Origin of the sequence: Paraburkholderia solisilvae (assembly GCF_902859875.1) — a bacterium.
Classification (GTDB): Bacteria; Pseudomonadota; Gammaproteobacteria; order Burkholderiales; family Burkholderiaceae; genus Paraburkholderia; species Paraburkholderia solisilvae.
This window is the reverse complement of record NZ_CADIKF010000008.1, coordinates 1-25,653: the sequence shown is the minus strand read 5'-3', so window position 1 is coordinate 25,653 and position 25,653 is coordinate 1. Positions and strand designations below refer to the sequence as shown.

The following is a 25,653-nucleotide window of genomic DNA, read 5'->3' as shown; positions in this document are numbered from 1 at the left end:
TGCGTGCGCGCGGCTGCGGGTTTTTGCTCCTCTTGCCGATCGGTGAAACCGACGCGAGAATCGGTAGTCACACGCTTAAGTGTGCAGACTGTGTTGCCCAGTCAGGTTACCCAATCGAGTTACCCGATTGAGCGAGCCAACTGAGCGACGCATAACCGGAGCCACGCAATTGGTGCAGCGCATACTCGACCCGGGGCAGATCGAGTCGCTCGATCCTTCCGCCATTCCACGCATCCGTCTGCCCGAGCGGGCGACTTTCTTTTCGACGCGCGCGAGGCGGTTGCGCACACTTGCGAACGGCAATGCGATCGGCGGCTATTTGCGGCTGATGGCGTCGCTTGCCGACGCGCAGCAGCAAGTGCTCGCAAAGTTCGCCGCGGCGATGCCTTCCGCCGATGCGATCGCGCAGGCGCAGCAGAACTCGATGCCGCTGGTGCCCGCATCGTCGCCGCAGCGCGATCCGGCGTGGCGCGACGTGCTGCAGCGCCTGCTCGATCGAGTCGAAGCCGCGGGTGCGGTGGCGCCGGCGCTCGCGCGTGTGATCGATGCGCTGCGTCTGAAGAGCGCCGCGGAACTGGATGCGCAAGCGGACGCGATTGTGTCGCAGCGCTTCAACGAGGTCGAACCCGCCACCGCACCATTCATCATGGCGGCCTTGCAGGTCGTGTGGACCGATCTCGCCAGCCGGTTCGACGTGCCCGATATCCCGTACGTCGACGTGCCGGGCACGTGCCCCGTATGCGGCGCGCAACCGGTCGCGAGCGTCGTGCGCATTGGCGGTCCGTACCAGGGTTATCGCTATCTGCAATGCGGGCTATGCGGTACTGAAACGCATAGCGTGCGGGTCAAATGCTCGAATTGCGATTCGACCAAGGGCATCGCGTATCACGGCGTTGAGGGCGGCAGCGACGCGCTGAAGGCTGAGTCGTGCGACGAATGTCATACGTATCGAAAGATCGGCTACCAGGAAAAGGACGTCGATATCGAACCGCTCGCGGACGATCTGGCGAGCCTCACGCTGGATTTGCTGATGAACGAAGCGGGCTACCAGCGCAGCGGGCCGAATCCGCTGCTGTGGCCTGACGTACCGTCGGACCGTTGAGCCGGAGGCGCGCGTGAACGATGCGGCGATGAGTGAACGGCGGCACGCGCGTCTTGCGCGCATGCCGTCGGTCGAACGTGTGATGTCGATGCACGCGGTGCAGACGTTGACTGACGTGTATGGACGCACGCAGGTGGTCGCGGCGGTGCGTGCCGCGCTCGAGGCGCTGCGCGGCGAATTGCGGGCGATTGCCGACGGTCAGGACGACGATGCCGATGCGTTAGCCGCCACCGGCGATGAAGCGCGCATCGTTGCGCACGCCGCTCATTTCCTTGAACAGCGCTCACGCGGTTATTTGCGCACGGTGTTCAACCTGACGGGCACAGTACTGCATACGAACCTCGGCCGCGCATTGCTACCCGATGAGGCGGTGCGCACCGTGATCGATGCGCTCACGCATCCGGTCAACCTCGAATTCGATCTGACCACAGGTGCGCGCGGCGACCGCGACGATCTGATCGAAGCCCTCATTTGCGAATTGACCGGCGCCGAGGCGGCGACCGTCGTCAACAACAATGCGGCTGCGGTTTTGCTGATGGTCTCGGCGCTGGCGTCCAGGAAAGAGGTGGTGGTCTCGCGCGGAGAACTGGTCGAAATCGGCGGCGCGTTCCGCATTCCCGACATCATGGCGCGCGCCGGCGCGCGGCTGCGCGAAGTTGGCACGACGAACCGCACGCATGCGAAAGACTATGAAGAGGCGATCGGTCCGCGTACTGCGTTGCTGATGAAAGTGCATTGCAGCAACTATGCGATCAGCGGCTTTACGAAGAGCGTCGATATCGATGAACTCGCGCAGATTGCGCACCGTCATGCGCTGCCGGTCGCATTCGATCTGGGGAGCGGCACGCTGACGGATCTCGCACAGTGGGGGCTGCCTGCCGAACCGACCGTGCGCGGCACGATCGACGCGGGCGCCGATCTAGTCACGTTCAGCGGCGACAAACTGCTTGGCGGTCCCCAGGCCGGCTTGATCGTCGGGCGCGAAGCGTTGATTCGCAAGATCAGGAAGCATCCGTTAAAGCGCGCGCTGCGAGTCGGCAAGCTCACGCTCGCGGCGCTTGAACCCGTGTTGCAGTTATACCGCGCACCGGAATTCCTCGCGCAAAGGCTGACGACGCTGCGGCTGCTCACGCGGCCTGCCGCTGAAATGCACGCAGCGGCGCTGCGCGTGCAACCTGCACTGCAGCGGGCGCTCGGCGAGCGCTATGCGGTGACGGTCGAGCCGATGTTCAGCCAGATCGGCAGCGGGGCGCTGCCGGTCGATCAATTGCCCGGTTACGGCCTCGCGGTGCGCGTGGCGGCCGCGAAACGCGGCGGGCGGGCGCTGATGCAAGTCGAAAAAGTGCTACGCGAGTTGCCGCGCCCGGTTATCGGCCGTATCGCCGACGATGCGCTGCGGCTCGATCTGCGCTGCCTCGAAGCAGAGGACGAGACAGCGTTTATCGCGCAATGCGCGGAGCTGCGCCTATGATCGTCGGCACCGCGGGCCATATCGATCACGGCAAGACGACACTGGTGCACGCGTTGACCGGTGTCGACACCGACCGCCTGAAGGAAGAGAAGGCACGCGGCATTTCGATCGAACTCGGCTATGCGTATGCGCCGCTTCCAAATGGCGACGTGCTCGGTGTGATCGACGTGCCGGGCCACGAAAAGCTGGTGCATACGATGGCGGCGGGCGCGTGCGGAATCGACTTCGCGCTGCTGGTGATCGCCGCCGACGATGGCGTGATGCCGCAGACGCGTGAGCATCTGGCGATTCTCGAACTGCTTGGCGTGACGCGCGGTGCGGTTGCGCTGACGAAGGTCGACCGCGTCGATGCGGCGCGCGTTGCGCAGGTGCGCGGCGAGATTGATGCGTGGCTTGCGTCGACCGCGTTGGCGCAAGCGCCGGTGTTCGAAACCAATGCGACGTCCGCTCGCGATCAAGGCGTCACACAACTCAACGCGTATCTTCGCGACGCCGCACTCGCGTTGCGTGCGCGGCGCGACGACGGCTTGTTCAGGCTCGCGGTCGATCGCGTCTTTACGCTTGCGGGCCATGGGACGGTCGTCACCGGTACCGTGTTCGCCGGACGGATCGCCCTCGGCGACACGCCGGTGCTCGCGCCGGCACGCAAGCCAGTGCGCGTACGTGACATCCACGCACAGAATCGCGCGGCGCAAAGCGGGCATGCGGGACAACGTTGCGCGCTCAACCTTGCCGGTATCGACAAGGAGGCGATCGCGCGCGGAGACTGGATTGTCGATGCGCGGCTGGCGAATCCGTCCGAACGGATCGACGTCGAACTGACGATGCTCGCCGATGCCGGCATCGTCTTGCAACACTGGACGCCGCTGCATGTTCATCTCGGCACGACGCATCGGGTCGCACACGTCGTGTTGCTGGACGGCGATATGTTGACCGCAGGGCAGAACGCGCGCGCACAACTGGTGTTCGACACGCCGCTTTGCGCGCTGGCGGGTGACCGCTTTATCGTGCGCAACGCACAGGCGACACGCACCGTCGGCGGCGGGCGCGTGCTCGATCCGTTCGGACCCGCGCGCAAACGCAGAACGGCGGAACGGCGTGTATGGCTCGACGCGCTGCAGGCGTGGCTCGACGACGCACGCATCGAGCCGCTGCTCGAGCAGGCGCCGCGCGGCATGCAGCGCTCGATGCTGCTGTCGTTGACAGGCTTGCCGCACGACGCGCTGAAGCTGCCCGACGACGCACTCGATATTGCGTTGCACGGCAAGGCCTCCGGTGACGGCTTCGTTGTGCTGCGCCGTCATTGGGATCGGATGCGAGAGCAGGCTATCGGTGCGCTTCAGCAGTTTCATGCGCGCTTTGCGGATGAGCAGGGCCCGGATGCGGCGCGCTTGCGGCGCATTGCCGCGCCGTTGTTGCCTGATGCGTTATGGCGCGTATTGATCGATGCATTGATTGACGAGCGTGTTGTTTCGAAGAGCGGCCCCTGGCTACATTTGCCCGCGCACGCGGTGTCGCTCGATCAGCAGGAGGAAGCGCTTAAGCAGATGCTCTTGCCGTTGCTCGTCGAAGGCCGCTACGATCCGCCGTGGGTGCGCGAGCTGGCGCGCGCGGTGCATCGGCATGAGGACGACGTGCGCGCGTTGCTGCGCAAGCTCGCGAGGCGAGGTGATGTGTATCAGGTTGTGCGGGATCTTTTTTATCACCGTGATTCGATGCGGGAGCTTGCGCGTCTGGTGGCGCAGGCGGCTGCGGAGCAGGGCGGCGTATTGAGTGCGGCGGCATTTCGCGACGCGACGGGGCTCGGGCGCAAGCGCGCGATTCAGGTTTTAGAGTTTTTCGATCGCGTTGGATATACCCGTTTTCAGCGCGACGTCCATCTGCTGCGCGCCGATAGCCGCATGGGGGAAACGTTGTGACAGCAACCTGTTTTTGTGTGGGTTGAAAGAGGAAGGCATACGCATCGGGTGGTGCGGCTGGGCTTCAAACCCAGTAGGGGGTGTCAGACACTCTCTGGTCGGTTCGACTCCGGCTGCCTTCCGCCGAGAGTTTAAGCGCGGTCAAAACACCATCACATCGGGTCTGCTTGCCAACTGACCTACGCCGGTATGCCGTTCACTTGCATGATGAGCGTCAGAGCGATTGCCCTACATATCATTCCTGGCGACAACGCGATAGCGTGCGGCCCCGGAACGCAGGCGATCGAATGCTTCATTGAGCTGAGACATCGGGAATTGCTCGATAAGCGGGTTGATCTGGTGGCGCGCACAAAATTGCAACATGTCGTCAACTGTTGCCGGACTGCCTATCGGGGAACCCGAGAGGCTGCGTTGCCCCAGATTCATCAAAAGACCTGGCACACCGATCGGCTCGGTGACCACGCCCACGGTATGCAAGCGACCGCGAGGCGCCAATGCATTGAGGTAGGTTGGCCAGTCCAGGCTGACGTTCGTCGTGTTCAGAATGAAATCGAACTGTCCCGCGAGTGCCTGCATGCGTTTGCTGTCGCCGGAGTCGATGACGTGATGGGCACCCAACCGTCGTGCTTCTTCTGTCTTGCTGGCGGAGGAAGTGAAGGCCGTCACCTCGCATCCCCATCTGTTCAGAAACTGCAGCGCGAGGTGCCCAAGTCCACCGATGCCGATGACGCCGACCTTATGCGTCGGCTTTACGTCGAACTGTACGATGGGATTGAACACGGTGATGCCGCCGCAGAAGAGCGGGCCGGCACTGTCGGCATCGACACCGGATGGCAGGGCGATCGCCCACGACGAGTGGCAGCGAATCCGGTCGGCGAACCCGCCGAAGCGGCCGATGATCGTCGATTCGGCCGATGGGCAAAGGTTGTGGTCGCCCCTCATGCACTGTCGGCAATGCATGCAGCTCGAACTGAACCAGCCCAGCCCGACTCGCTGTCCGACCGCCAGGGTCGTGACGTTTGCACCCACGGCGGCGATGGTGCCGATCACTTCATGGCCGGGCACGAGCGGGTAGGAGCTGATGCCCCACTCGTTGTCGATCATCGACAGATCGGAGTGGCAGAGCGCGCATGACTCTACCCGGATGTCGATCTGGCTCGCGGCCAGCGGCCCGAGTTCATACTGAAACGGGACGAGGCGTCCCTTCGGTTGAGAAACAGCGTATGCGTTGACGGTAGTCATTCTATTTTTTCCTGACGGCTTCGATCGGTAAGGACGAGGGAAGGTCGGCGTTCAGTTCTGCGCCGGCTGCACGCGTCGCCAGAAGTCATCGAATGCAATGCTGTCAAAGAACGCGGTCGCCCGGACGATCTTCCCGTTGTTCATCGTCAGTAACCACACATAGCTGTTCGAGTAAGGCTTGCCGTCGTTGGCGGTGCCAGCCGCGTCGAAATGAACGACGACCGTGTCGCCGTCCGCATACACGCCGTGGATGTGGCGTGGGCGAAAACCGTCGCCGGAGTGCACAAAACGTGCGCCGAACGGACCTAGCACTTTCGCCATCAGTTCGGTGCGTCCCCGCGTCGTTCCGGCGGCGAGCGAGTTGCCCGTGATGGTCCACTCGATATCGTCGCTGAGGAGCAACGGAAAGGCGCTACTGTCGCCGGCCATCCATGCGTTGAACATGGATTCGACTGCCGCTCTGTTTGATGAAGCCATTGTCCTGTTTAAATGGAAAGGAGATTCGGCAAGGACTCGACCGGCAAGCACCGTCGCGATGAAAAGCATTGCCAGCAGAGGCGCGGTCATGCGTCGAGTCATCGGGTTGGCACTTGTATGCAAGCGAAGCGGGTCCTCGGGCGGGAAGCTCGAATCGCAATATCGGCTGCGATTGGCTTTGAGCTGTCCGTTGTCTGCTTGGGACTATAGGTGGGTGCGATTGACGGGTCTATACGCCAAAATTTGCATGAACTGATGGTAAAACGCCATGAATGAGCGTCCAAGCCTGACCGAACTCACTGCCTCCATGGCGGTCGTCCGTCACGCGAGTTTTCGCGCCGCGTCCGATGAGCTCGCAAAGCCGTGCTGAATCAGATTCCAATAACGGTGTGCGCGGGCCTGCGGATTGAGCGGTGCCCCGCGTATCGACAGCATGGAAGGCGAGGCGCTAGAAGTTATGCCGGATGCCTACCCTAAGTCCAAGCTGGTTCGAAGTCGACGACGGCGAAAGGCCATAGATTTGAGCGACAGCCGTCTTACCCGTCGAGTCCGTTCCGGTCGCATGTTGCCAGGCGCCAACGAGATAAAGTAGCGTCTGCTTTGACAGGTAATATTGCGCGCCGAGGTTGAGTTGGCCGTAGCGGGCAGTCTCAGCCTTGCTGTAGGTGTAACCCGCTCCCACTTGCACAGTTGGGGTGATGAGATAGGTCGCATTGAGATCGAAAGTATTGAAAGTTGCGGTGCCCGCGAACGGTGTGCTCGAAGTCCTCACCACATCCTGGAAGCGGGTGTTCGTGTACTCGGCGCCGATCGAGGCTCCCCAGAACTTGTAGTTCAGTGCGGCCCCGATGACCTGCAGCTTTTGGGCGGACGCATATCCGGAGAACGCGGGAACAGTGATGGTGTTGGCGAACGAACCGCCGGAAACCGGCTGCGCGGTGGCGTCGTAGATCGAGGTCGCCGGATTATTGATGCGTGAAAACACCACGCTGCTATCGAATGACTGATAGTTATAAGACAGGCTCACCGATTCCTTCTTGCCGGAAGAAAAGTCGCCCGGCACTCCTCCAAAACTGAACAAAGCGGACGCGCGGAAGCCCGCGAAGGTGGGCGAGAGGTACTTGATCGAGTTGCTAAGGGAATAGCTGCACCAGATATTGTCGACATCGTTTACGTGAGCCCCCCAGATACCGGCAAACTTCAGCGAAGACGAGGCGAACAGCAAAGCATCCGCGACGAGGTCATATTGGCGACCCAGCAGGACACTGCCAAATGGTCCACTCAGGCCGACATATGTCTGACGACCAAAGAGCCGCCCATTGTTGTTCAACTTGCCTGAGTTGGCGTCGAACCCGTTCTCCATCCGCGCAACGGCGCTGTAGCCACTGCCCAGATCTTCCTTGATCAAGAGTCCCCACTTGCTGCTGCCGAGACCTCCTTGACTCATTTGATAGTCGTGTTGGCCTGATTGATTGCTGCTATACGCAAAACTATCGTCCATGGTCCCATACAGGGTGACCATGCTTTGTGCAAACACCGAGGTCGCCGCCACCGAGCTTGCTGCAAGAACGAGAACTTTTTTCATTAAGTGAGTGTCGCGAGGTTGCATGGGTTGGCCCAATATTTATCGATTTCCGTAATAATTCGCATACCTGATTATTTGAACCGGTTCTCAAAATGGCTCATTGAAATATCAATGGGATCGTCTGGCCACTCTCGAAGCGTAGTTGCAGTGAGGCGAGTACTCAGTGCTTCAATCAGATCAACGTAACGGACGACTCGACCGCGAGACGGTCAGATTGACTTTATCTTCGCGCCTGTAGTGGGGCGGCTGTCTTAGGGCGAGGCGCAGGGGCGGCGCCTCGAAGATCGCCGGGTGTGTTCGAATCGAATACCGAGATTGCACGCATCCATTCGACGCTCACGAGAAAGGGCAACGCCATGCATATCAATGCGGTCACGATAGTCTCCGTTTAGTTATGTATTAGAGCGCTCTCATCCGGAATGAATCGAATCGACGATGGGCCGGAGATCACACAGTTCGATCGTAAGCGGTGTTGCACAACCCCACAAATGACAAAACTGTGAGCCATGACCTACAAAAAATTGGCCATCCGCCGGCTAGCCGGTTCGAGCCAGAGGCCACCGCCGCCGCCTTCTCTAATGACCAACATTTTCTCTATCTTCGCGCACTGCTTTGTTGGTTGTTGCTGCGCAGGCGGGTCGTTATATTTTCCCCTGACTGCAGCGATTCTCACCCACCGATGCACGGGCGAATCCTGTTGATAGTGAGACACCTTGCACCGGACGGTCGGCATCGTGTCGCGCAAACAAAATGGAGATCGATGTGAGCACAAGCATCAAGGCGGTGCAACTGCATTTCGAAGATGTATCGGTCGGCGATGAACCTCCGCGCCTCGCCAAGGCGCCATTGACCACCATGCATCTGATGCGATGGTCGGCAGCAATGGAAAACTGGCATCGCATTCACTACGACGAAAAATTTTCGATCACACATGACAAGCTGCCAGGGTTGCTTGTCAACGGATCGTTCAAGCAGAACTTCATCGTGCAAGCATTGAAGGATTGGGTCGGTCTCAATGGATGGGTCTGGAAGGTGTCCTTCCAGTTTCGGAAGATGGACGTTGCGGGCACGTCGCTCTGGGTCTGGTCGCGTGTGACGACAACGCATGAACTGAAGGAGTACGGGCTTGTAGAACTCGAGCTCGGCATTGTCAACGAAGAGGGCCGTGAGTCGACGCCTGGCAAGGCCATCGTCGCACTTCCCTATCGCGGCAAACGCGTGCCGTATCCGTTCGTGCCGCCTGTCGATTTCGCCGGAGCATTCTGATGAGCGGATTTCCCAAGGCTGTGCGGATCAATGAGGAAGGGCCGCGCGAAGGTTTTCAGATTGAAGGCGCCCAGATTCCGACGGCGCGCAAGATCGAACTGATCGACAAGCTTTCGACCACGGGTCTCAAACAGATCCAGGTCACGTCGTTCGTGAATCCGAAGCGTGTGCCTGGCGCGGCGGACGCGGCCGAGGTTGTCGCCGGATTCCGTCGCACCGACGGCGTGCGTTACACGGCGCTTTGGCTCAATGAGCAGGGCTTCCGTCGCGCGCTTGCGACCGATCGGCTTGACGTGCGAGGTCGTCTGGTGTTGTGCGCATCGCCCGCGTTCCTGATGCGTAATCAAAAAACCACGCCTGAAGAAAACCTGGCCTCGCATCGCGAGCAGGTGCGCGCTTATCTCGACCACGGCGTGCCTGTCGAGCACGGTGGACTGCAAGCCGCTTTTGGATGCAACTTTGAAGGCGACATCAGTACTGACCTGATGATGAAAGGCGCAGCAGATGCGTTTGCTATTGCCGATGAATTCGGGCTGAAGCTCAAGACATTTGTGCTGGCGGACACGATGGCCTGGGCCCATCCGGCGATGGTGACCGAGAAGGTGACGGCGTTCCAGGATAAATATCCGGATACCGAAATTATTCTTCATCTGCACAACACGCGTGGGCTCGGTATGGCCAATGCGCTGGCAGGACTGCACGCTGGCGTGTCGCGGTTCGATGCGTCCATCGGCGGCTTGGGCGGTTGCCCTTTCGCCGCGCACAAGGGCGCTGCGGGCAACCTGTGCACGGAAGACTTTGCATTCATGTGCGAGGAACTCGGCATCGAGACGGGTCTCGATCTGGGCAAGCTAATCGAGGCAGCCCAACTGGCCGAAGAGATCGTCGGGCATCCGCTTCCCGGCTCGGTCATGCGCGGCGGCAGCCTCGATGACTTGCGCCGTGCGCTTTGACGATATGACGAGATCAACGCATCAACCGGTGAAAAAAACAAAATGAGCGAGACAACAAACGCGTCGACGGGTCCCTTGAGCGGTCTTACGGTAGTCGATGTCGGGATGCTATTTGCGGGGCCGTTGGTGGGCACGCTGCTCGCCGATCTGGGCGCGACCGTGATCAAGGTGGAACACCCCAAGGGCGACGAAGTGCGTCGCGTGGGGAGGTTTCGCGATGGCGAACCGCTGTGGTGGCGAGTCACCGCGCGCAATAAGCAACTTGCGGCGGTAGACATTCGCACCGAAGCGGGCCGCGATGTTTTGCTCCGCCTGATCGACGGTGCGGACATTCTGATCGAGAATTTCCGGCCGGGCCGGATGGCGGAATGGGGCTTTCGTTACGACGATCTGGCGAAGACCAACCCCGGCTTGATCATGCTGCACATCAGCGGATACGGCCAGACCGGTCCTTATCGCGAGCGTCCCGGCATGGGCACGCTGGCCGAAGCGTTTAGCGGCTTTGCGCATACGATCGGTCTGCCGGACGCACCGCCGTCTCTGCCGATGTTTCCGATTGCCGACGGCGTGGCGGCGATCACAGGTGCTTATGCGGTGCTTGCCGCACTTCATGCGCGTAACCGGGACAACCGCGGCGACGAGATCGATTTGAGTCTCTACGAGCCGATGCTGTCGTTGATGGGCGCGATGGTGATCGACTACGATCAACTGCGATATGTCGCCACGCGTCACGGCAATCGCTCGAACTGGAGTGTTCCCCGCAATGCGTACCTGACCAGAGACAATCGTTGGGTGGCCGTTTCCAGTGCGGCCAACTCGGTGGCCAAACGATTGTTTCGCGCGATCGGCCGGCCGGATCTTGCCGATGATCCGGGCCTCGCGACGAATCCGCACCGCGTCAAGCGCATCGACGAGTGCGACGGCGCGATTGCAAGCTGGGTGGCCGAGCGGACGCAAGAAGAAGTGCTTGCGACTTTCCGGGCCGCGGAAGTCGTGGCAGGCCCGGTGTGCGATGTCGAGCAGATCTTTGCCGACCCGCACGTTCGCGAGCGCGGTACGTTGGCAACCATGCGAGACCCTGTGCTTGGCGAGGTCCGCATCCAGGATGTCGTGCCCAAGTTTTCCAGAAATCGCGCACAGATGCGCTGGCTGGGTAAGAAAAACGTCGGGGAGGACACCGCGGCAATCCTCGCAAAACTGGGCTACTCGACCGAAGAAATCGACGCTCTGGCGTCAAGCGGCGCAGTTCACATCGGTGCGGAATCTGCCGTGTCCGGTGGCCCGGCGTAATGCCCCTATACGAATCATCAACCACTTGAACCACAACGACCATGAACCTTCGAATTGAAGGCCGAACCGCACTTGTGCTGGGCGCCGGAGGTGGACTCGGACGCGCGATCGCGCTCAGGCTGGCGGAAAACGGCGCACGTTGTCTGTTGGGCGATGTTCATCAAGCGAGCGTCGATGAAACGGCGAGGCTGATCGCGCAGACCGGCGGAACCAGCCATACCGCCGTCTGGAATCTCGGAGAGCAGGGCGCCTTCGACGAGTTATATGCGGGCTTGCCCGAGGGCTTCCGCAATATCGACATCCTGGTGAACAACACGGGTGGCCCGCCGCCCACACTGGTATCGGGCCAGCCAGGCGAGTCCTGGGAGAAACACTTTCGCGAGATGGTGTTGTCGGTGATTTCGCTGACTGATCGTCTGTTGCCGGGGATGCGTGAGCGCAAGTGGGGGCGCATTGTCACAAGCGCTTCGTCGGGCGTGATCGCGCCGATTCCGAACCTCGGCCTCTCCAACGCGTTGCGCTCGGCGCTCGTCGGCTGGTCGAAGACATTGGCGCGTGAAGTCGCGTGTGATGGGATCACCTGTAACGTCGTCGTGCCGGGACGCATTGCCACGCGCCGGATTGTCGAGCTGGACGAAGCCAAAGCAAAGCGCGACGGCACGAGCGCGGAGGCCGTCGCCGCGGCAAGCACCGCAAGCATTCCGATGAAGCGCTATGGAAAGCCCGACGAGTACGCGGACTGCATCGCTTTCCTGGCTAGCGAGCGGGCCACGTACATCACAGGGTCGGTGATTCGTGTGGATGGCGGAATGCTGGCCAACGTCTGAGCGGGCGCCGGAAAAAACGTCACGCTACGCGTTCAGGCGACCATTCTCGAAGGCCGGTGAGGGTTGCCGGCCTTCCTTTTTCCAAAGGAATAGCAGATGACACTCGACCATTACCGCCGCGGACAACTCCAGCAGATTTCAACCGGCACCATCACGACTATCCTGTTCAAACAGGGTCTACGCAATGTCTGGATGCGCGGAGTCCGGCATCAGTTCGGCAACGGAGTCCGTGCAGTCGGGTCCGCGTTCACGATGCGTTTCATCGCCTATCGGGAAGATCTGTGTACGCCAGCTGCATGGAGTTCGCCAAAGTCGACGCGAGCCTGCGTAGAGGCAATGCCCGACGGGTCCATCGCGGTGGTCGAGGCGGGCGGATGTCTGGACGCCGGCGCCGTGGGCGATATCCTGATCGCCCGTATGCAGGCGCGTGGCGTCCAGGCGCTCCTCACTGACGGCGCAGTTCGTGACGCGGTGGGGATTCGCGCGTTGGACTTCAATGTTTGGGCCGCGGGCGTCGCGGCGCCGCCTGCGGTTTCGTTCATGCATTTTGTGGGCTGGCAGGAGCCCATCACCTGCGGTGGTGTCGCCGTGCTGCCCGGCGACATCATCGTCGCCGACGACGATGGCGCCGTTGTCATCCCGGCGGCGCTCGTCGACGAGGTCGTCAAGGTAGGCGTCGAACAGGAACGTCAGGAAGCGTGGATTCTTGCGGAAGTACAGAAAGGCGGCGCGCTTGCCGGCCTTTATCCGATGAGCGAGGAAACGCGTCGCCGCTACGAGGCTGGAAACCTCTGAAAAGAGCCAGGCCGCGACCGTCACGCGGGCTTGTGTGTACCCGTCATCAGGTAGCGCATGGTGATCGGTGGAAACCCCGACCGGCTGCATATGAATGTGCCGCTCAAGAACTAGGGTAAAGCCGGAGAAGCGCGAGCGGCTCTGGAGAAATAGATGCTAATCGCTTACGATAACAAACAGGCTAGTGAGAGGGAGACATTGTCAGTATGCGTAGGGTGCTACCGCCACTCAATCCGCTTCGCTCATTCGAGGCGGCAGCGCGTCACCTGAGCTTCACGCTGGCCGCTAGAGAACTGAGTGTGAGCCAGGTTGCAGTCAGCCGCCAGGTTGCTGTGCTCGAGGAATATCTCGAGGTTGCGCTATTCGAGCGTGGCGCACGCTCGCTCCAGTTGACGGCAGAAGGCGCGAGGTTGATGTCCGGCTTGACCGTCGCGTTTTCCGAACTCGAACGCGCTGTTTCGCAGGTCAGCATGCGCGGGCGTCGCAATGTCGTTTCAGTGCAGTGTTACACGACCTTCGCACAATGGTGGTTGATCCCGAGACTCGCGGCGTTTCGCAAGGCGCATCCCGAGATCGAAGTGCGTCTGACCGCATCGCTCGAGCCGGTCAACTTTGCCCGGCAAAATCTGGATGCCGTCATCGCGTCGGCGCCTGGCGATCCGCAGACGCAGACAAGCGAATTTCTCACGCCCTGTCACCTGCTTCCGGTTTGCAGTCCCGCGTTACTTGCGGATGTGAGCGAACCCCTTACTCCGGAGGACGTGGGGCGCTTCACGATGCTGCACTCGCTGTCGCGCCCGTGTGCGTGGGATGCCTGGGTCGATAGCGCAGGATGCCATACGGTCGTCACGACGCGAGGGTTGCGATTCGAAAATTCGGCCATGGCCTTTGATGCTGCTTTGGGCGGCATGGGCGTGGCGATGGGTATTCAGGAGCTCGTGCAACATCATCTGGATTCCGGCCAGCTTGTCTCGCCATTCGGGCATGTCTATCGAAGCCCTGGAGGCTACTACATCGTACGCCCGTCCCACCGTCCCACCTCCGCTGCTACGGACGCTTTCCTGCGATGGCTGCTCGAGCAAGCCCAACCTTTGCGGTAGCGCGACGAATAACTTTTGATCGGGCATGGGCGACCCTATTCTCTGTTGTCCCCGCGTCGCGCAGTCGGTAGATTTCTTGCATGCCATTACGTATAGGAGCTTGCAAGATATGCCAAGACTGACCGAAGAAATCCGTAGCATGATCGGCATCGAGACAGAAGTTCAGCGATGCTGCGATGTTGTCGAGCGCGGCGCTGTTCGGCGCTACGCTCAAGCCGTGATGGACCCGGATCCTATCTACATGGACCCGGAATACGCGGCTTCGACGCGTTACCGCACGCCGGTGGCGCCTCCGCTATTTCCATCTGCGATGTTGCGACTGCCGTTCGGCGCCCAGGATCTTTTGCATGAGCGAGCGAACGATCCGGATTTCGATGGTGTGGTCGGCTCGTCGAGTTTCGGATTGCCGCCGCTTCCGCTGGTCGGCAGCCCGATTGTCAATGGCGGTACCGAAGTCGAGTTCATTCGTTACGTGAACCACGGCGAAGAGATCTTCCTCATTGCTCGCTATAAAGGCATCACCGAGCGCGAAACCATGTCCGGGTGGGCAATCTTCGTGCAGTACGAATGTGACTTCATCGACCGTGACAGTCATCTGGTTCTGCGCTATCGGCGCGTGCAAATCCGGCGATAGCGCCGGTTGCACAATTGCATGAGTCAGTAGGGACGGTGAAGCAACTTCACGAAGACGGGGTAGTAGTCCTCCTCGTGGCCGGCATCGCGCGACCGTTCGAGCAGGTCGCGTGTGCTTCGCGCCAGACCGGCGTTAACCTGAGCTTCGTCGGCAAGCTGAATCGCGTGGCCGATGTCTTTGAGGGCGTACAGCGTGGAAAAGGTCCGCGGGGGGAAATTACCCGTCAGAAGGTGATGCGTGCCTTGGGCATGCAAGGCCTTACAGTCGGCCGAGCCCTTGGCAAACGAATCGAAAAGCACGTTGCCGTTCACGCCGAGCGATTCTCCGATCGTGAGTGCCTCGGCGAGTGCGTGCACCTGCTGAAGCACCACTTTGTTATTGAGAATTTTCACGATCTGGCCGCAACCGACATCGCCGCAGAAAATGACATCGGTTCCCATCGCAGAGAGCAGTGGGGTAACCGCTTCGAAGACGTCCCGCTTCGCGCCGACCATGAAAGCCAGCGTGCCCCGTTGCGCGCCTTCCCTTCCGCGAGCAATCGGTGCATCGATCCATACGATGCCCAACTCACGACAACGGGCCGCCGCATCGCGAGTGAAAGCAACCGATGTCGTTCCGCAGTCGACAATGACTTTCACGTTCGACGCTCGCTGTATCGCGCCGTCGCTACCGAAGCAGACGGTGTCGACCTGTTGGTCGCTTGCGAGGCAAATAAACACGAGTTCACATTCAAGCGCTATCTCTGCAATCGAGCCGCAAGCTTCTACCCCCGCTTCGGCGAGTCGTTGCAGCGGCTCTGAACGCAGGTCGTAGCCGAGCACAGGCATTGCGGCCCGCGCGGCGAGGTTTCGGCACATTGCCTCGCCCATCGCGCCGAGACCGATGAATCCCAATTTCTTCACGACTACACCATTGACCTGTATCGCCATGACGTCTCCTCGCGTTGTGCCAATCCGTTTGCGCCTGCCGCGCCAAATGTAGCATCGGACCCACTTCATCGCACCCAACGTTTAGCTGCTCCATGAGCACCTTCGACGTGGGTCATCGACAACGCGCTAGCAGGCGCGAGAGTCCGACCAACAAATTGTTCTGCGTATGGCACTGATTTGTTAATTGCCCTCAACGGATGCCGCGGATAGATTGAGAGGAAACGTGGCGGACTCGCGAGGCAGCGTGAACGGGCAGGTAAAGCGAGCGTACCGCGAACAATTCAATAAAACGTCAGGAGACGACATGGATAGCGGTAGGAAGTGGCTCATTGCAGCGATGCTGTTTATCGGAGGCGGCATCAGCTATCTGGACCGGGCCGCGCTGTCGGTTCTTGCACCGCTTGTCGCGCGCGATCTCAAGCTCCCGCCCGCAAGCCTTGGCGTCGTATTCAGTGTGTTCTTCGCGGGCTACGCAATGTGTTGTATGGCCGGCGGGATGGCGGCCGATCGATTCGGCCCGCGCAAAGTGCTCATTTGCGCGATGCTGTTATGGTCGCTCTTTTGCGGTCTGACGGGCGTTGCCCTATCGTTTGTCTCGTTGCTCGTGATCCGGCTGTTCTTCGGTATGGCAGAGGGGCCGTTCCTCAGCACGTCCAGCAAAATTATCTGTAACTGGTTCCCCGTCACCCAACGTTCGACCGGCCTTTCAATCGCGATGTCAGGAACGACGCTGGGAGGAGCGATCGCGGGACCGATTGCGGGATATCTGGCGATCTCGCACGGATGGCGAGTATCGTTCGCGGTCATCGCATTGTTTGGCGTTGTCTGGACTGTCGGATTCATGTTCGTGGCAAAGGACACGCCCGATCACAGCCCGTTGAGCAGACTGCACACAGCGGACGTCAGGAGCCCCGACAGGATGGCTAACGAGAAGACGGTTCTCTCGTATATCGGCAACCCGGCGGTGCTCGCGACAGCCGTCGGCTACTTCGGCTTCGCCTATTTGCTGTATTTCTTTCTTAGCTGGTTCCCGTCGTATCTGACGATGGAGCGCCACCTCAGCCTGAGCGACATGAGCGCGGTCTCGATTATTCCATGGGTCATGGGCTTCTTTGGATACATGGGGGGCGGACTGGTCACTGATGCGCTATGCCGTAAAACGGGTCGCGCGCTGTACGCCCGCAAGATGACGCTCGTCACCAGTCTTCTGGTTGCCGGCGTGTGCGTGGCGCTGGCCGGGCACGCTACCACGGCGACGATGGCCGCCGGTTTGATGGGCTTCTCCGTATTCTTTCTTTATGTATCGGCGAACTGCTACTTCGCGATCATTCTCGACATGGTCGAGGCATCGCGTGTTGGCGCGGTCGGTGGCTTCATTCACATGATCGCGAATTTTGCGGGCGTGCTCGCTCCGGTGATTACAGGTTTTATCGTGCAGGCAACCGGTTCATTCACTAGCGCGTTCCTGCTTGCCGGCGGCGTTGCACTGGTCGGCTCGGTCAGCGTCGCAGTCCTCGTTCCGCGTGGGCCGAAGGCGAGAGCGTTGTATGCGACCGGCCAGGCCGCCCGGACGTAACGAATGGCAAGCGGACGCTCCGCGCGTCCTCCTGAAAACCCTGGTAACTAATATGACGACGATCAATCCAATTGCAGGATCGGTGCTTGGTTCTCTTGAGGGGAAGGTGCAGAAGTTGCTGATCGGCAACACGTGGGTCGAAGCGCAAGCCGGCCGCAGCTTCGAAACGCGCAATCCGGCCACAGGCGAACTGCTTTGCCGGGTCGCCGAAGGCGATGCCGCGGACATCGATCTGGCAGTTCGCGCCGCGCGCAAAGCGTTCGAAGGACCGTGGCGCACGTTCAAACCGAACCAGCGCCAAAACCTGCTGCTCAAGCTCGCAGATCTGGTCGAAGAGAACTACGAAGCATTGTGTGTGCTCGATACGCTCGATATGGGCGTACCGATGCGACGCACCCTCGGTAACCGCCATCGCGTGGTCAATACGATTCGCTACTATGCCGGCCAGGCGATGTCGATTCACGGCGAAACCATCGAGAACTCGCTTGAGGGCGAGTATTTCACCTGCGCGTTGAAGGAACCGGTCGGCGTCGTCGGTGCGATCATTCCGTGGAACAGTCCGTTGTACCAGACGTTGAAAAAGATCGCGGTATGCGCGGCCACGGGCTGCACGCTGGTACTCAAGCCGTCGGAGGAAGCGCCGTTGACGCCGTTGCGGCTCGCCGAGCTTTGCCTTGAAGCCGGTTTTCCGCCGGGCGTGCTCAATGTGGTAACGGGCTTTGGCGCCACAGCCGGTGCTCATCTCGCGGCGCATCCAGACGTCGACAAGGTGGCATTCACCGGTTCGCACTTCACGGGCCAGAAGATCATTCAGGCATCCACCGGCAATGTGAAGCGGCTTTCTATCGAACTCGGCGGCAAATCGCCGAACATCATTTTTGCCGATGCCGATCTCGACAAGGCCGTACCGGGTGCGGCTATGGCCGTCTTCAACAATGCTGGCCAGATTTGCTGTGCGGGCACGCGCATGTATGTCGAGCGATCGATATACGACGAGTTTGTCGCGCGCGTCGCTCGCTTTGGCAATAGCTTGCGGGTGGGAAACGGTCTGGATCCGGATACCGAAATGGGTCCGCTCGTTTCGGAAAAGCAGCTGGAGCGTGTGACAGGCTATCTGAAACGTGGTCAGGAAGAGGGCGCCAATGCCGCTTCAGGGGGCGGCCGGCTGACAGAGGGTGCCTACGCCAAAGGCTTCTTCGTCGCGCCGACGGTTTTCAGCCAGGTCTCGGACGACATGACTATTGCGCGCGAGGAAATCTTTGGCCCGGTCATTTCGGCACTGCCATTCGACGAGATCGACGATGTGGTGCAGCGCGCAAACGACACAATATTCGGGCTCGGCGGCGGCGTGTGGACGCGTGACGTCGGGAAGGCACATAAAGTCGCGCGCCGTATCCGGGCAGGTACGGTCTGGGTGAACGCCTACAACGTGCTCGATCCCGCCGTGCCTTTCGGTGGCTACAAAATGAGCGGTTATGGGCGAGAGGGCGGTATGCATCATGTGGACGAGTTTTTGCAGACCAAAGCGCTCATCGTCAATACTGACTAGTACCACGATCCGGTCTGGACGTGCGGCCATGACCAACCTCTGCCTGGTCTCGCAGGCCTCTTTCGTCAGTTGTCGCTGCACCCCGTCATGGTTAATCTACATAAAAGCCGGGGCTGTTTTCGACAATGACAGGCGACGGCTCGCATACAAAATCAAGCGAGGAGACAAGATGCAGAAACGGTTAGGCTGGGTGATGGTCGTCATGCTTTTCACAGCGGGGGGAATAAGCTTCCTGGATCGAGCCGCATTGTCGATTGTGGCTCCGATGATTCTGCGCGACCTGAATCTGAGCACGTCCAGCCTGGGCATTATTTTTAGCGCCTTCTTTATCGGCTACTCGCTTCTGTGTTTTCTTGGCGGGATGGCGGGTGACCGCTTCGGCCCAAAGCGTGTGCTGCTTTGGGCCATGGTGCTGTGGTCTCTCTTCTGCGGACTGACTGCGGCCTCCACCACGTTTGTTTCCCTGCTTGTCATCCGGGTTCTGTTCGGCATGGCCGAAGGGCCGTTTCTCTCCAACGCGAACAAGCTGATCGGCAACTGGATTCCGGTTCGACGCCGGGCGATGGCTATTTCCGTCGCGCAATCCGGAACGACACTTGGCGGAGCGATCGCCGGACCGGTCGTGGGCGTGATCGCGCTTTCATATGGTTGGAGAGTTTCGTTCATTGCCATCGCTGCCATTGGGATTTTGTGGATCATTGGCTGGCTTCTGATCGGCAAGGATGCCCCCGCCGCGCGAGCCGTTGCAGTCCGCGGCGACCATGCGGTCGCGCGCCCCGTCGATGCCGAAACACGGTCGCTAGGCAGTTACCTGCGGCAGCCAGCGGTGCTGGCGATTGCGTTTGCCTTTTTCGGGTTCGGCTACCTGCTGTATTTCTTTCTCAGCTGGTTCCCGTCTTATCTGACTATGGAGCGTCATCTCAGCATCAGGGATATGAGCGGCGTGTCCATGCTTCCGTGGCTGATGGGGTTCGTCGGATACATCGCGGGCGGCGTTGCTTCCGACTGGATTCTGAAGATCACGGGGCGCGCGGTGTTCGCCAGAAAGATCGTGCTGGTGATCGGTCTTCTTGTCGCAGCAGTCTGTGTCGCGCTAGCCGGTTTTGCAACGGCAGTCTGGTCCGCTGTTGCGTTGATGGGAACTTCAATTTTCTTCCTTTATATGTCGGCCAATAGCTACTGGGCGCTCATTCTCGACATGATCGAAGAGGCAAGGGTCGGCGCAGTGGGCGGCTACGTTCATATGTTCGGCAATTTCGCCGGTGTCCTGGCGCCCACGGCGACCGGATTCATCGTGCAACAGACAGGATCCTTCACGAGCGCTTTCGCCCTGGCTGGCGTCATCGCGCTGTCGGGATCGATCTGCATTGCGCTGTTCGTCCGGAGGCCGCCCTGCAAACAGGAAGCCGCGCCGCATGATGAACCGCATCAAGGTGCTGAAATGAACTCAGGCTCGGGCCTGGCTAACTGACGGAGAGGCTAGTGGAAGGCATCGTATTTCTCGGCGACAAGAAGCTCACGCTCATGAATTTCCCGGACCCGACGCCGGGTCCGGATGAAGTCGTGCTGCAGATGAAGGCGTCGGGCATGTGCGGCAGCGATCTGGTGGCGTACCGTAAGGCGCCTGGAGAAGCGTTCAGCAATGGCATGCCGACGCCCGACGGGCCGGTTATCGCCGGTCATGAGCCGTGCGGCATCGTCGCGGCAGTCGGCAAGAGCGTCGATTCGCGCCAGGTGAAAGTGGGCGACCGTGTGATGGTTCACCACTACTCAGGCTGTCGGGCGTGCGAACACTGCTTTACCGGCTGGCCGCAGCTTTGCCAGCGCACGCCCATTGCCGCATACGGTTCGAGCGATCACGGCGGTCACGCTCCGTACATGAAAGTGCCCGCGCACACGTGCGTCATTCTTCCTGAAGCGTTGAGCTTCCGCGCCGGCGCTGCGATCTCCTGTGGTACCGGGACGGCCTACGCAGCCCTCGAACGCCTCAAGGTATCGGGCCGCGACACTGTCGTCATCTTCGGGCAGGGGCCGGTTGGCCTGTCGGCCACTCAGCTTGCCAGTGTCATGGGGGCGCGGGTAATCGCGCTTGACACCCGTGACGAACGACTTGCCCGAGCGTCGGAGTTCGGTGCTCAGGAACTGATCAACCCTTTGAAAGAAGATCCGATTGACCGCGTAAAGGAACTCACTCATGGGCGCGGTGCGGATTGCTCACTTGATACGTCCGCTTCGCCGCTCGCGCGGGCCAGCGCGGTGCGCTGCACGAAAGTGTGGGGAAGTGCGTGCTTTGTCGGATCGGGCGGTCAGGTAACGCTCAACGTCGGGCCGGACATGCTGCGCAAACAGATGACGGTGTTCGGCCACTGGACGTTCTCGACGGTGGGTCAGGCTCAGTGCGCTGAGTTTGTGGCTGACCATGGCGTCGATGTCGACGCGATTTTCACGAACGACTATGCACTGACCGACGCTCAGTCGGCCTACGAAATGTTCGAAGCGGGCAAGACGGGTAAAGGCGTTTTCCTCATGTAGTGATCAGCGTCCGACAAAAATCCGGTCGTCGGGCGCCCGCATGCCGCAATGGAGATAAATTCAGATGACGACCAATCCGATGTTCAACGCGAATCCCGCATTCCTCGACGGTACCGTGAAGAAGCTGTTTATCGACGGTTGCTGGGTCGAGGCGAAAGCAGGGGGGACCTTCGATACGACCAATCCGGCCACCGGTGAAATACTCGCGCGAGTATCCGAAGGCGGCGCGCAGGACATCGATCTCGCGGTTGCAGCCGCGCGCCGCGCGTTTGAAGGCCCATGGCGCAACTTTAAGCCCGACCAGCGGCAGAATCTGATCCTGGCGCTGGCTGAACTGGTGTCGAAGCATTACGAAGAATTGTGCATCCTCGACACACTCGACATGGGCATGCCGATCGGCCGCAGTATCCAGAATCGCGAGCGTGTCGTGGGTTCGATCCGTTATTACGCCGCGCAAGCGATGTCGATTCATGGCGAGACGATCGAAAATTCACTGGATGGCGAATTCTTCACGTGCGCACTGAAAGAGCCGATCGGGGTGGTGGGAGCAATCATCCCCTGGAACAGCCCGCTCTTTGCCACCGTCAAGAAAATCAGCGTCGCGCTGGCGGCCGGATGCACGCTGGTGCTGAAGCCCGCAGAGGAAGCGCCACTCACGCCGCTGCGAATCGGGGAGTTGTGTCTCGAAGCGGGCATTCCGCCGGGCGTCGTCAATATCGTGTCGGGCTTCGGCGAGACGGCGGGCGCGCGGCTGGCGGCGCACCCAGATGTCGACAAGATTGCGTTCACCGGTTCGCACTTTACGGGGCAGAAAATTATCCGGGCTTCGGCCGGCAGCGTGAAGAGCCTGTCGATGGAGCTCGGCGGCAAATCGCCGAATATCATTTTCGCCGACGCGAACCTCGACAAGGCTGTGCCCGGTGCCGCGATGGCGACATTCAATAACGCCGGTCAGATTTGTTGCGCGGGCACGCGCATGTTCGTCGAGCGCTCGATCTACGACGAATTCGTGGCGAGGGTTGCCGAGTTCGGTTCCAGGATGCGAGTGGGTAACGGCCTAGACATCAACACGCAGATGGGTCCATTGGTGTCGGCAGAACAACTGGCGCGGGTCACCGAGTATCTGACCATCGGCGCGCAGGAAGGCGCCGAAGCCGTCACAGGCGGACAACGGCTAACCGAAGGCGCTTACGGCAAAGGCAACTTCGTAGCGCCGACTGTGTTCCGCAATGTGACGGATAACATGCGTATCGCGCGTGAGGAGATCTTCGGCCCGGTGATCAGCGCCATTCCGTTCGACACGATCGACGACGTCGTGTCGCGCGCGAACGACACGATCTTCGGTCTGGGCGGCGGCGTGTGGACGACGGACGTGGGCAAGGCCCACAAGGTCGCTCGACGCATTCGCTCCGGGACTGTGTGGGTTAACGCGTACAACGTCATGGATCCGTCCGTTCCGTTCGGCGGCTACAAGATGAGCGGATATGGGCGTGAAGGCGGTATCCATCACGTAGACGAATACCTGCAGACCAAGGCCTTGATTCTCAACACCGATTGATCGCGAGAAGCGGCGCGGCGTATCCGGAGATACCTGTTGAACCCAGACTACGTTATTGTCGGCGCGGGCACGGCCGGCTGTCTGCTTGCAGCCCGGCTTACCGAGAATCCGGCGGTCAACGTCACGTTGATCGAAGCAGGTCCGAAAAACAGCAATATCTGGTTTCGGATTCCTGCCGGATATGGCCGGCTCTTCCAGATGGGCGGTTTTCATTGGCGCTTCAGCACGGATGCGGAACGTCAACTCAATGGACGTTTATTGCCATGGCCTCGTGGCCGGGTCCTTGGTGGCTCCGGCGAAGTGAACGGAATGGTTTTCCTTCGCGGATCGTCGCACGACTTTGACCGATGGGCCCAGACGTGCGGTCCGGACTGGTCGTACCAGGCTGTGCTTCCGGCATTCCGGCGCCTTGAGCGCTGGGAGGGCGGCGAGAGCGAGACCCGCGGCGGCATTGGCCCGATTCGGGTGCGAGACCCGGCGAGTCTTTCCCGGGGCGCACAAGCCTTTATCGAGGCGTGCGAGTCGCTCGGGATGCCGCGCAATCGCGATATGAACAGCGGCCAGATACTTGGCGTGGGGCCGGCACAGATCAATGTTGGCCGGGCCTTTCGATCCAGTACGGCGCGAGCGTATCTAGCGCCGGCGATGTCGCGCCGAAATCTTCGGATCATCACCGACGCGACCGTCACGAAGGTGAATTTCTCGGGGCGGCGTGCGACGGGCGTCGAGGGCCGCCGCGCAGACGGATCGTCGTTCCGTATCGACGCATCGCAGCGGGTAATTCTATGTGCCGGCGTCATTGGGTCTGCGCAACTGCTGCTTGCCTCCGGCGTGGGGCCGGTCGACCACCTTCAGGACGTTGGCGTCGCGATGGTCGCCGATTCGCCGGACGTCGGATCAAACCTCCAGGATCATTTTGCCACCCGGTTCTCATTTTTGACGAAGCCGGCAGGCACGTTGCACGAGATCATGGCTAGCCCGATGCGCAAGGCGGGCATGTTGCTGCAATATGCGCTTTCGCAGAATGGCCCATTGATTCGCAGCGTAACGGAGGCAACGCTCTTCGCGCGAACGTCTCCGTCGAGTGTTGAAGCGGACGCACAGTATCACTTTACGAATTTCTATATCGACGGAAAGAGCTATGTGCTTGCGAAGCAGCCGGGCTTTATGTTCAGTTTCAATCAGTGCCGGCCGCACAGTCGTGGGACGATTCGACTGGAGACGCCGAATGCGCTCGACGCTCCGAGGATCCAGCCTAACTATCTCAGCGCGGAACAGGACCGAAAGGCCGTTATCGCGGCAGCGAGGCTAGGGCAGCGGATTCGCTGGGCACAGCCATTTGCGTCTTACGTGCTGGCGACGAGGTTTCCCGATGATCAGCGTTGTCCAGATGATGAGCTGCTGGCATTCTCGAGGACGAATGGCACGACTGTTTACCATCCGGCGGGAACCTGTCGCATGGGATCCGATTGCAAGTCGGTGGTTGACGAGAGACTGTCCGTGCGCCACGTCGACGGGCTTTCTGTCGTCGACGCTTCGGTTATGCCCTCGCTGCCGTCAGCGAACCCGCAAGCTGCAACCATGATGATCGCTGAGCGCTGGCTGGAACTGCACGCTGCTGGCAGCGGGGCCGTCACAGGACGCTCGTTCGAGGCAAAGGCGGCGACCCAGATCACGGGCTGAGCATCTGCCTGGTGGCTGCATCGTATTAGCCTTTGGAACCGGCGGCGAAGACACCGCATGTTGCTACTATAAGTTGCCCGTGTAGCACGTCAATCTTAGGCGTTGTGCCTGAAACGGTTTGTCTTTCATATGAAACTTCCAATTGAGAATCTCGTTTAAACCCCGCGAAAGGATGAGGTCACGAGCGTCTTAAACAAACGGTAGATTCCCTGTCGTTTATCTGCATGCTACTTATTGCCTTCAAATGGGAAACTCAAGAAACAGATGGCGCTTGCATCAACTTAACGCCTGGGCGTGAACCAATATTGCACAGTTCCGCAAGCGAACCATCGTTGACATTTTTATATGTATGATGATACTTTCGTATATATAGTGATATCCCTCTAATCGGATTGATCCATGTCAGCGACTATCGATATAGTCACGCCGGACCTGTATAGCGGCGCCACCCTCAAAAAAGTATCGAGAAAGGTGATCGCTCGGTTCGGCGTTCGCTTCAGTGTCGAGAAGCGACGCGGCGAAGATGAGTACGTAAGCGCTGACAAATCACTGGATGCCAGCGAACATGGCGTTGCAGGCGCACGCGTCCGATCTTGCTCTGCAGCAGATGCGCGGCCTCAACATTAATGAGTTCGGTCGTAACTTCGAGATTCCAGACGACGTTGAGGTGATCGCGATGATCGCGCTTGGCTCCTACGGCAACGCAAACAGGCTTGCTCCCGAATATCGACAGCGCCATTTGGTGGCACGTACGCGCTTGCCATTTAGCGAAATCGAATTGGAAGGCGCCCGGAATCAAGCCGCCTATCCGTTTGCCGTGTGCGGCACCGCGGCGGCGCACGATCAAAGCGATGCTGATTCGCACAAGACCTGGTGGTCGGCATTCAAGGAACGTCTGCGCAACCCATTTGTCGAGGCTGAAATGCTTCGCACCGTACCTCGTCGTGTCTGGCATGTTCGGGCATGTCATCGCCCTATATTGAGGGGGCACAGATGAATCACATCGGACATGCCACTTCTGTACCGGCGTCTGCGCCAGTTGACGCTACCCCGAACGAGCCGCGGCACGCCTCGCGCGTTCTGCGCGCGCTCGGGCTCGGCGGCGCGCTCTCGCTTCTGCTGGTCCTCGGCGCCTGTGGGGCCGATCCGGGCCAGCATTACAGCA

21 protein-coding genes and 1 tRNA gene are annotated in these 25,653 nt (G+C 60.3%); 18 read left to right on the top strand and 4 right to left on the bottom strand.

Going from position 1 to position 25,653, the window contains the following annotated elements; genetic code table 11:
• Nucleotides 1–169: 169 nt before the first annotated feature.
• From fdhE to HV675_RS07060, 4 genes are all read left to right on the top strand, one after another.
• Nucleotides 170–1,102, top strand: coding sequence for a formate dehydrogenase accessory protein FdhE (gene fdhE / locus HV675_RS07075; protein WP_175110165.1), 933 nt, complete (start codon nt 170–172; stop codon nt 1,100–1,102).
• A gap of 28 nt (nt 1,103–1,130) precedes the next feature.
• Nucleotides 1,131–2,573, top strand: coding sequence for an L-seryl-tRNA(Sec) selenium transferase (gene selA, locus HV675_RS07070; protein ID WP_175110164.1), 1,443 nt, complete (start codon nt 1,131–1,133; stop codon nt 2,571–2,573).
• A complete protein-coding gene (selB, locus tag HV675_RS07065) occupies nt 2,570–4,492 on the top strand; it encodes a selenocysteine-specific translation elongation factor (protein ID WP_175110163.1) in 1,923 nt (640 codons plus the stop codon). Before selA ends, selB begins: the two co-directional genes overlap by 4 nt.
• Before the next feature lie 30 nt (nt 4,493–4,522).
• Nucleotides 4,523–4,615 (top strand) — tRNA-Sec (locus tag HV675_RS07060).
• A 105-nt stretch (nt 4,616–4,720) separates the two neighbouring features.
• Here the strand turns inward: HV675_RS07060 and ahr are convergent.
• The 3 genes from ahr to HV675_RS07045 form a co-directional block, all read right to left on the bottom strand.
• Nucleotides 4,721–5,734 carry an NADPH-dependent aldehyde reductase Ahr gene (gene ahr, locus HV675_RS07055; RefSeq protein ID WP_175110162.1) on the bottom strand — a complete coding sequence of 338 codons (1,014 nt, stop codon included), beginning with the start codon at nt 5,732–5,734 and terminating at the stop codon, nt 4,721–4,723.
• Between the two features lie 51 nt (nt 5,735–5,785).
• A complete protein-coding gene (locus tag HV675_RS07050) occupies nt 5,786–6,301 on the bottom strand; it encodes a nuclear transport factor 2 family protein (RefSeq protein ID WP_217478048.1) in 516 nt (171 codons plus the stop codon).
• 358 nt (nt 6,302–6,659) lie between these two features.
• A complete protein-coding gene (locus HV675_RS07045) occupies nt 6,660–7,796 on the bottom strand; it encodes a porin (RefSeq protein WP_175110160.1) in 1,137 nt (378 codons plus the stop codon).
• A 762-nt stretch (nt 7,797–8,558) separates the two neighbouring features.
• On the opposite strand from HV675_RS07045, the gene HV675_RS07040 reads away from it, so the two are divergent.
• From HV675_RS07040 to HV675_RS07010, 7 genes are all read left to right on the top strand, one after another.
• Entirely contained in the window at nt 8,559–9,062 is a 504-nt protein-coding gene (locus tag HV675_RS07040; RefSeq protein ID WP_246270131.1) for a hotdog family protein, read from the top strand.
• Complete coding sequence (locus HV675_RS07035; protein WP_175110158.1) at nt 9,062–10,015, top strand: hydroxymethylglutaryl-CoA lyase; 954 nt, start codon at nt 9,062–9,064, stop codon at nt 10,013–10,015. Before HV675_RS07040 ends, HV675_RS07035 begins: the two co-directional genes overlap by 1 nt.
• A 42-nt stretch (nt 10,016–10,057) precedes the next feature.
• Nucleotides 10,058–11,305, top strand: coding sequence for a CaiB/BaiF CoA transferase family protein (locus HV675_RS07030; protein ID WP_175110157.1), 1,248 nt, complete (start codon nt 10,058–10,060; stop codon nt 11,303–11,305).
• Between the two features lie 41 nt (nt 11,306–11,346).
• Nucleotides 11,347–12,132, top strand: a complete 786-nt coding sequence (locus tag HV675_RS07025; RefSeq protein WP_175110156.1) for an SDR family oxidoreductase — start codon at nt 11,347–11,349, stop codon at nt 12,130–12,132.
• Between the two features lie 96 nt (nt 12,133–12,228).
• Nucleotides 12,229–12,927: a ribonuclease activity regulator RraA gene (locus HV675_RS07020; protein ID WP_175110155.1), complete on the top strand. Its 699-nt coding sequence runs from the start codon at nt 12,229–12,231 to the stop codon at nt 12,925–12,927.
• A gap of 206 nt (nt 12,928–13,133) precedes the next feature.
• Nucleotides 13,134–14,027 (top strand): LysR substrate-binding domain-containing protein, encoded by an 894-nt coding sequence (locus HV675_RS07015; protein ID WP_175110154.1) that lies wholly within the window; start codon nt 13,134–13,136, stop codon nt 14,025–14,027.
• Between the two features lie 109 nt (nt 14,028–14,136).
• A complete protein-coding gene (locus HV675_RS07010; protein ID WP_175110153.1) occupies nt 14,137–14,661 on the top strand; it encodes an FAS1-like dehydratase domain-containing protein in 525 nt (174 codons plus the stop codon).
• 23 nt (nt 14,662–14,684) lie between these two features.
• Here the strand turns inward: HV675_RS07010 and HV675_RS07005 are convergent, their stop codons facing one another.
• Nucleotides 14,685–15,590: an NAD(P)-dependent oxidoreductase gene (locus HV675_RS07005; RefSeq protein ID WP_175110152.1), complete on the bottom strand. Its 906-nt coding sequence runs from the start codon at nt 15,588–15,590 to the stop codon at nt 14,685–14,687.
• Nucleotides 15,591–15,834: 244 nt separating this feature from the next.
• Between HV675_RS07005 and HV675_RS07000 the strand changes: the two genes are divergently transcribed.
• From HV675_RS07000 to HV675_RS06970, 7 genes are all read left to right on the top strand, one after another.
• A complete protein-coding gene (locus HV675_RS07000) occupies nt 15,835–17,166 on the top strand; it encodes an MFS transporter (protein ID WP_246270130.1) in 1,332 nt (443 codons plus the stop codon).
• 52 nt (nt 17,167–17,218) lie between these two features.
• Entirely contained in the window at nt 17,219–18,715 is a 1,497-nt protein-coding gene (locus HV675_RS06995; protein WP_175110151.1) for an aldehyde dehydrogenase family protein, read from the top strand.
• Nucleotides 18,716–18,743: 28 nt separating this feature from the next.
• Nucleotides 18,744–20,186: an MFS transporter gene (locus tag HV675_RS06990; protein WP_343056768.1), complete on the top strand. Its 1,443-nt coding sequence runs from the start codon at nt 18,744–18,746 to the stop codon at nt 20,184–20,186.
• 11 nt (nt 20,187–20,197) lie between these two features.
• Nucleotides 20,198–21,247 carry a zinc-dependent alcohol dehydrogenase family protein gene (locus HV675_RS06985; protein ID WP_175110150.1) on the top strand — a complete coding sequence of 350 codons (1,050 nt, stop codon included), beginning with the start codon at nt 20,198–20,200 and terminating at the stop codon, nt 21,245–21,247.
• 64 nt (nt 21,248–21,311) lie between these two features.
• A complete protein-coding gene (locus tag HV675_RS06980; RefSeq protein ID WP_175110149.1) occupies nt 21,312–22,805 on the top strand; it encodes an aldehyde dehydrogenase family protein in 1,494 nt (497 codons plus the stop codon).
• Nucleotides 22,806–22,841: 36 nt separating this feature from the next.
• Entirely contained in the window at nt 22,842–24,488 is a 1,647-nt protein-coding gene (locus tag HV675_RS06975; RefSeq protein WP_217478045.1) for a GMC family oxidoreductase, read from the top strand.
• 565 nt (nt 24,489–25,053) lie between these two features.
• Nucleotides 25,054–25,485 (top strand): nitroreductase family protein, encoded by a 432-nt coding sequence (locus tag HV675_RS06970; RefSeq protein WP_175110148.1) that lies wholly within the window; start codon nt 25,054–25,056, stop codon nt 25,483–25,485.
• Nucleotides 25,486–25,653: the final 168 nt, after the last annotated feature.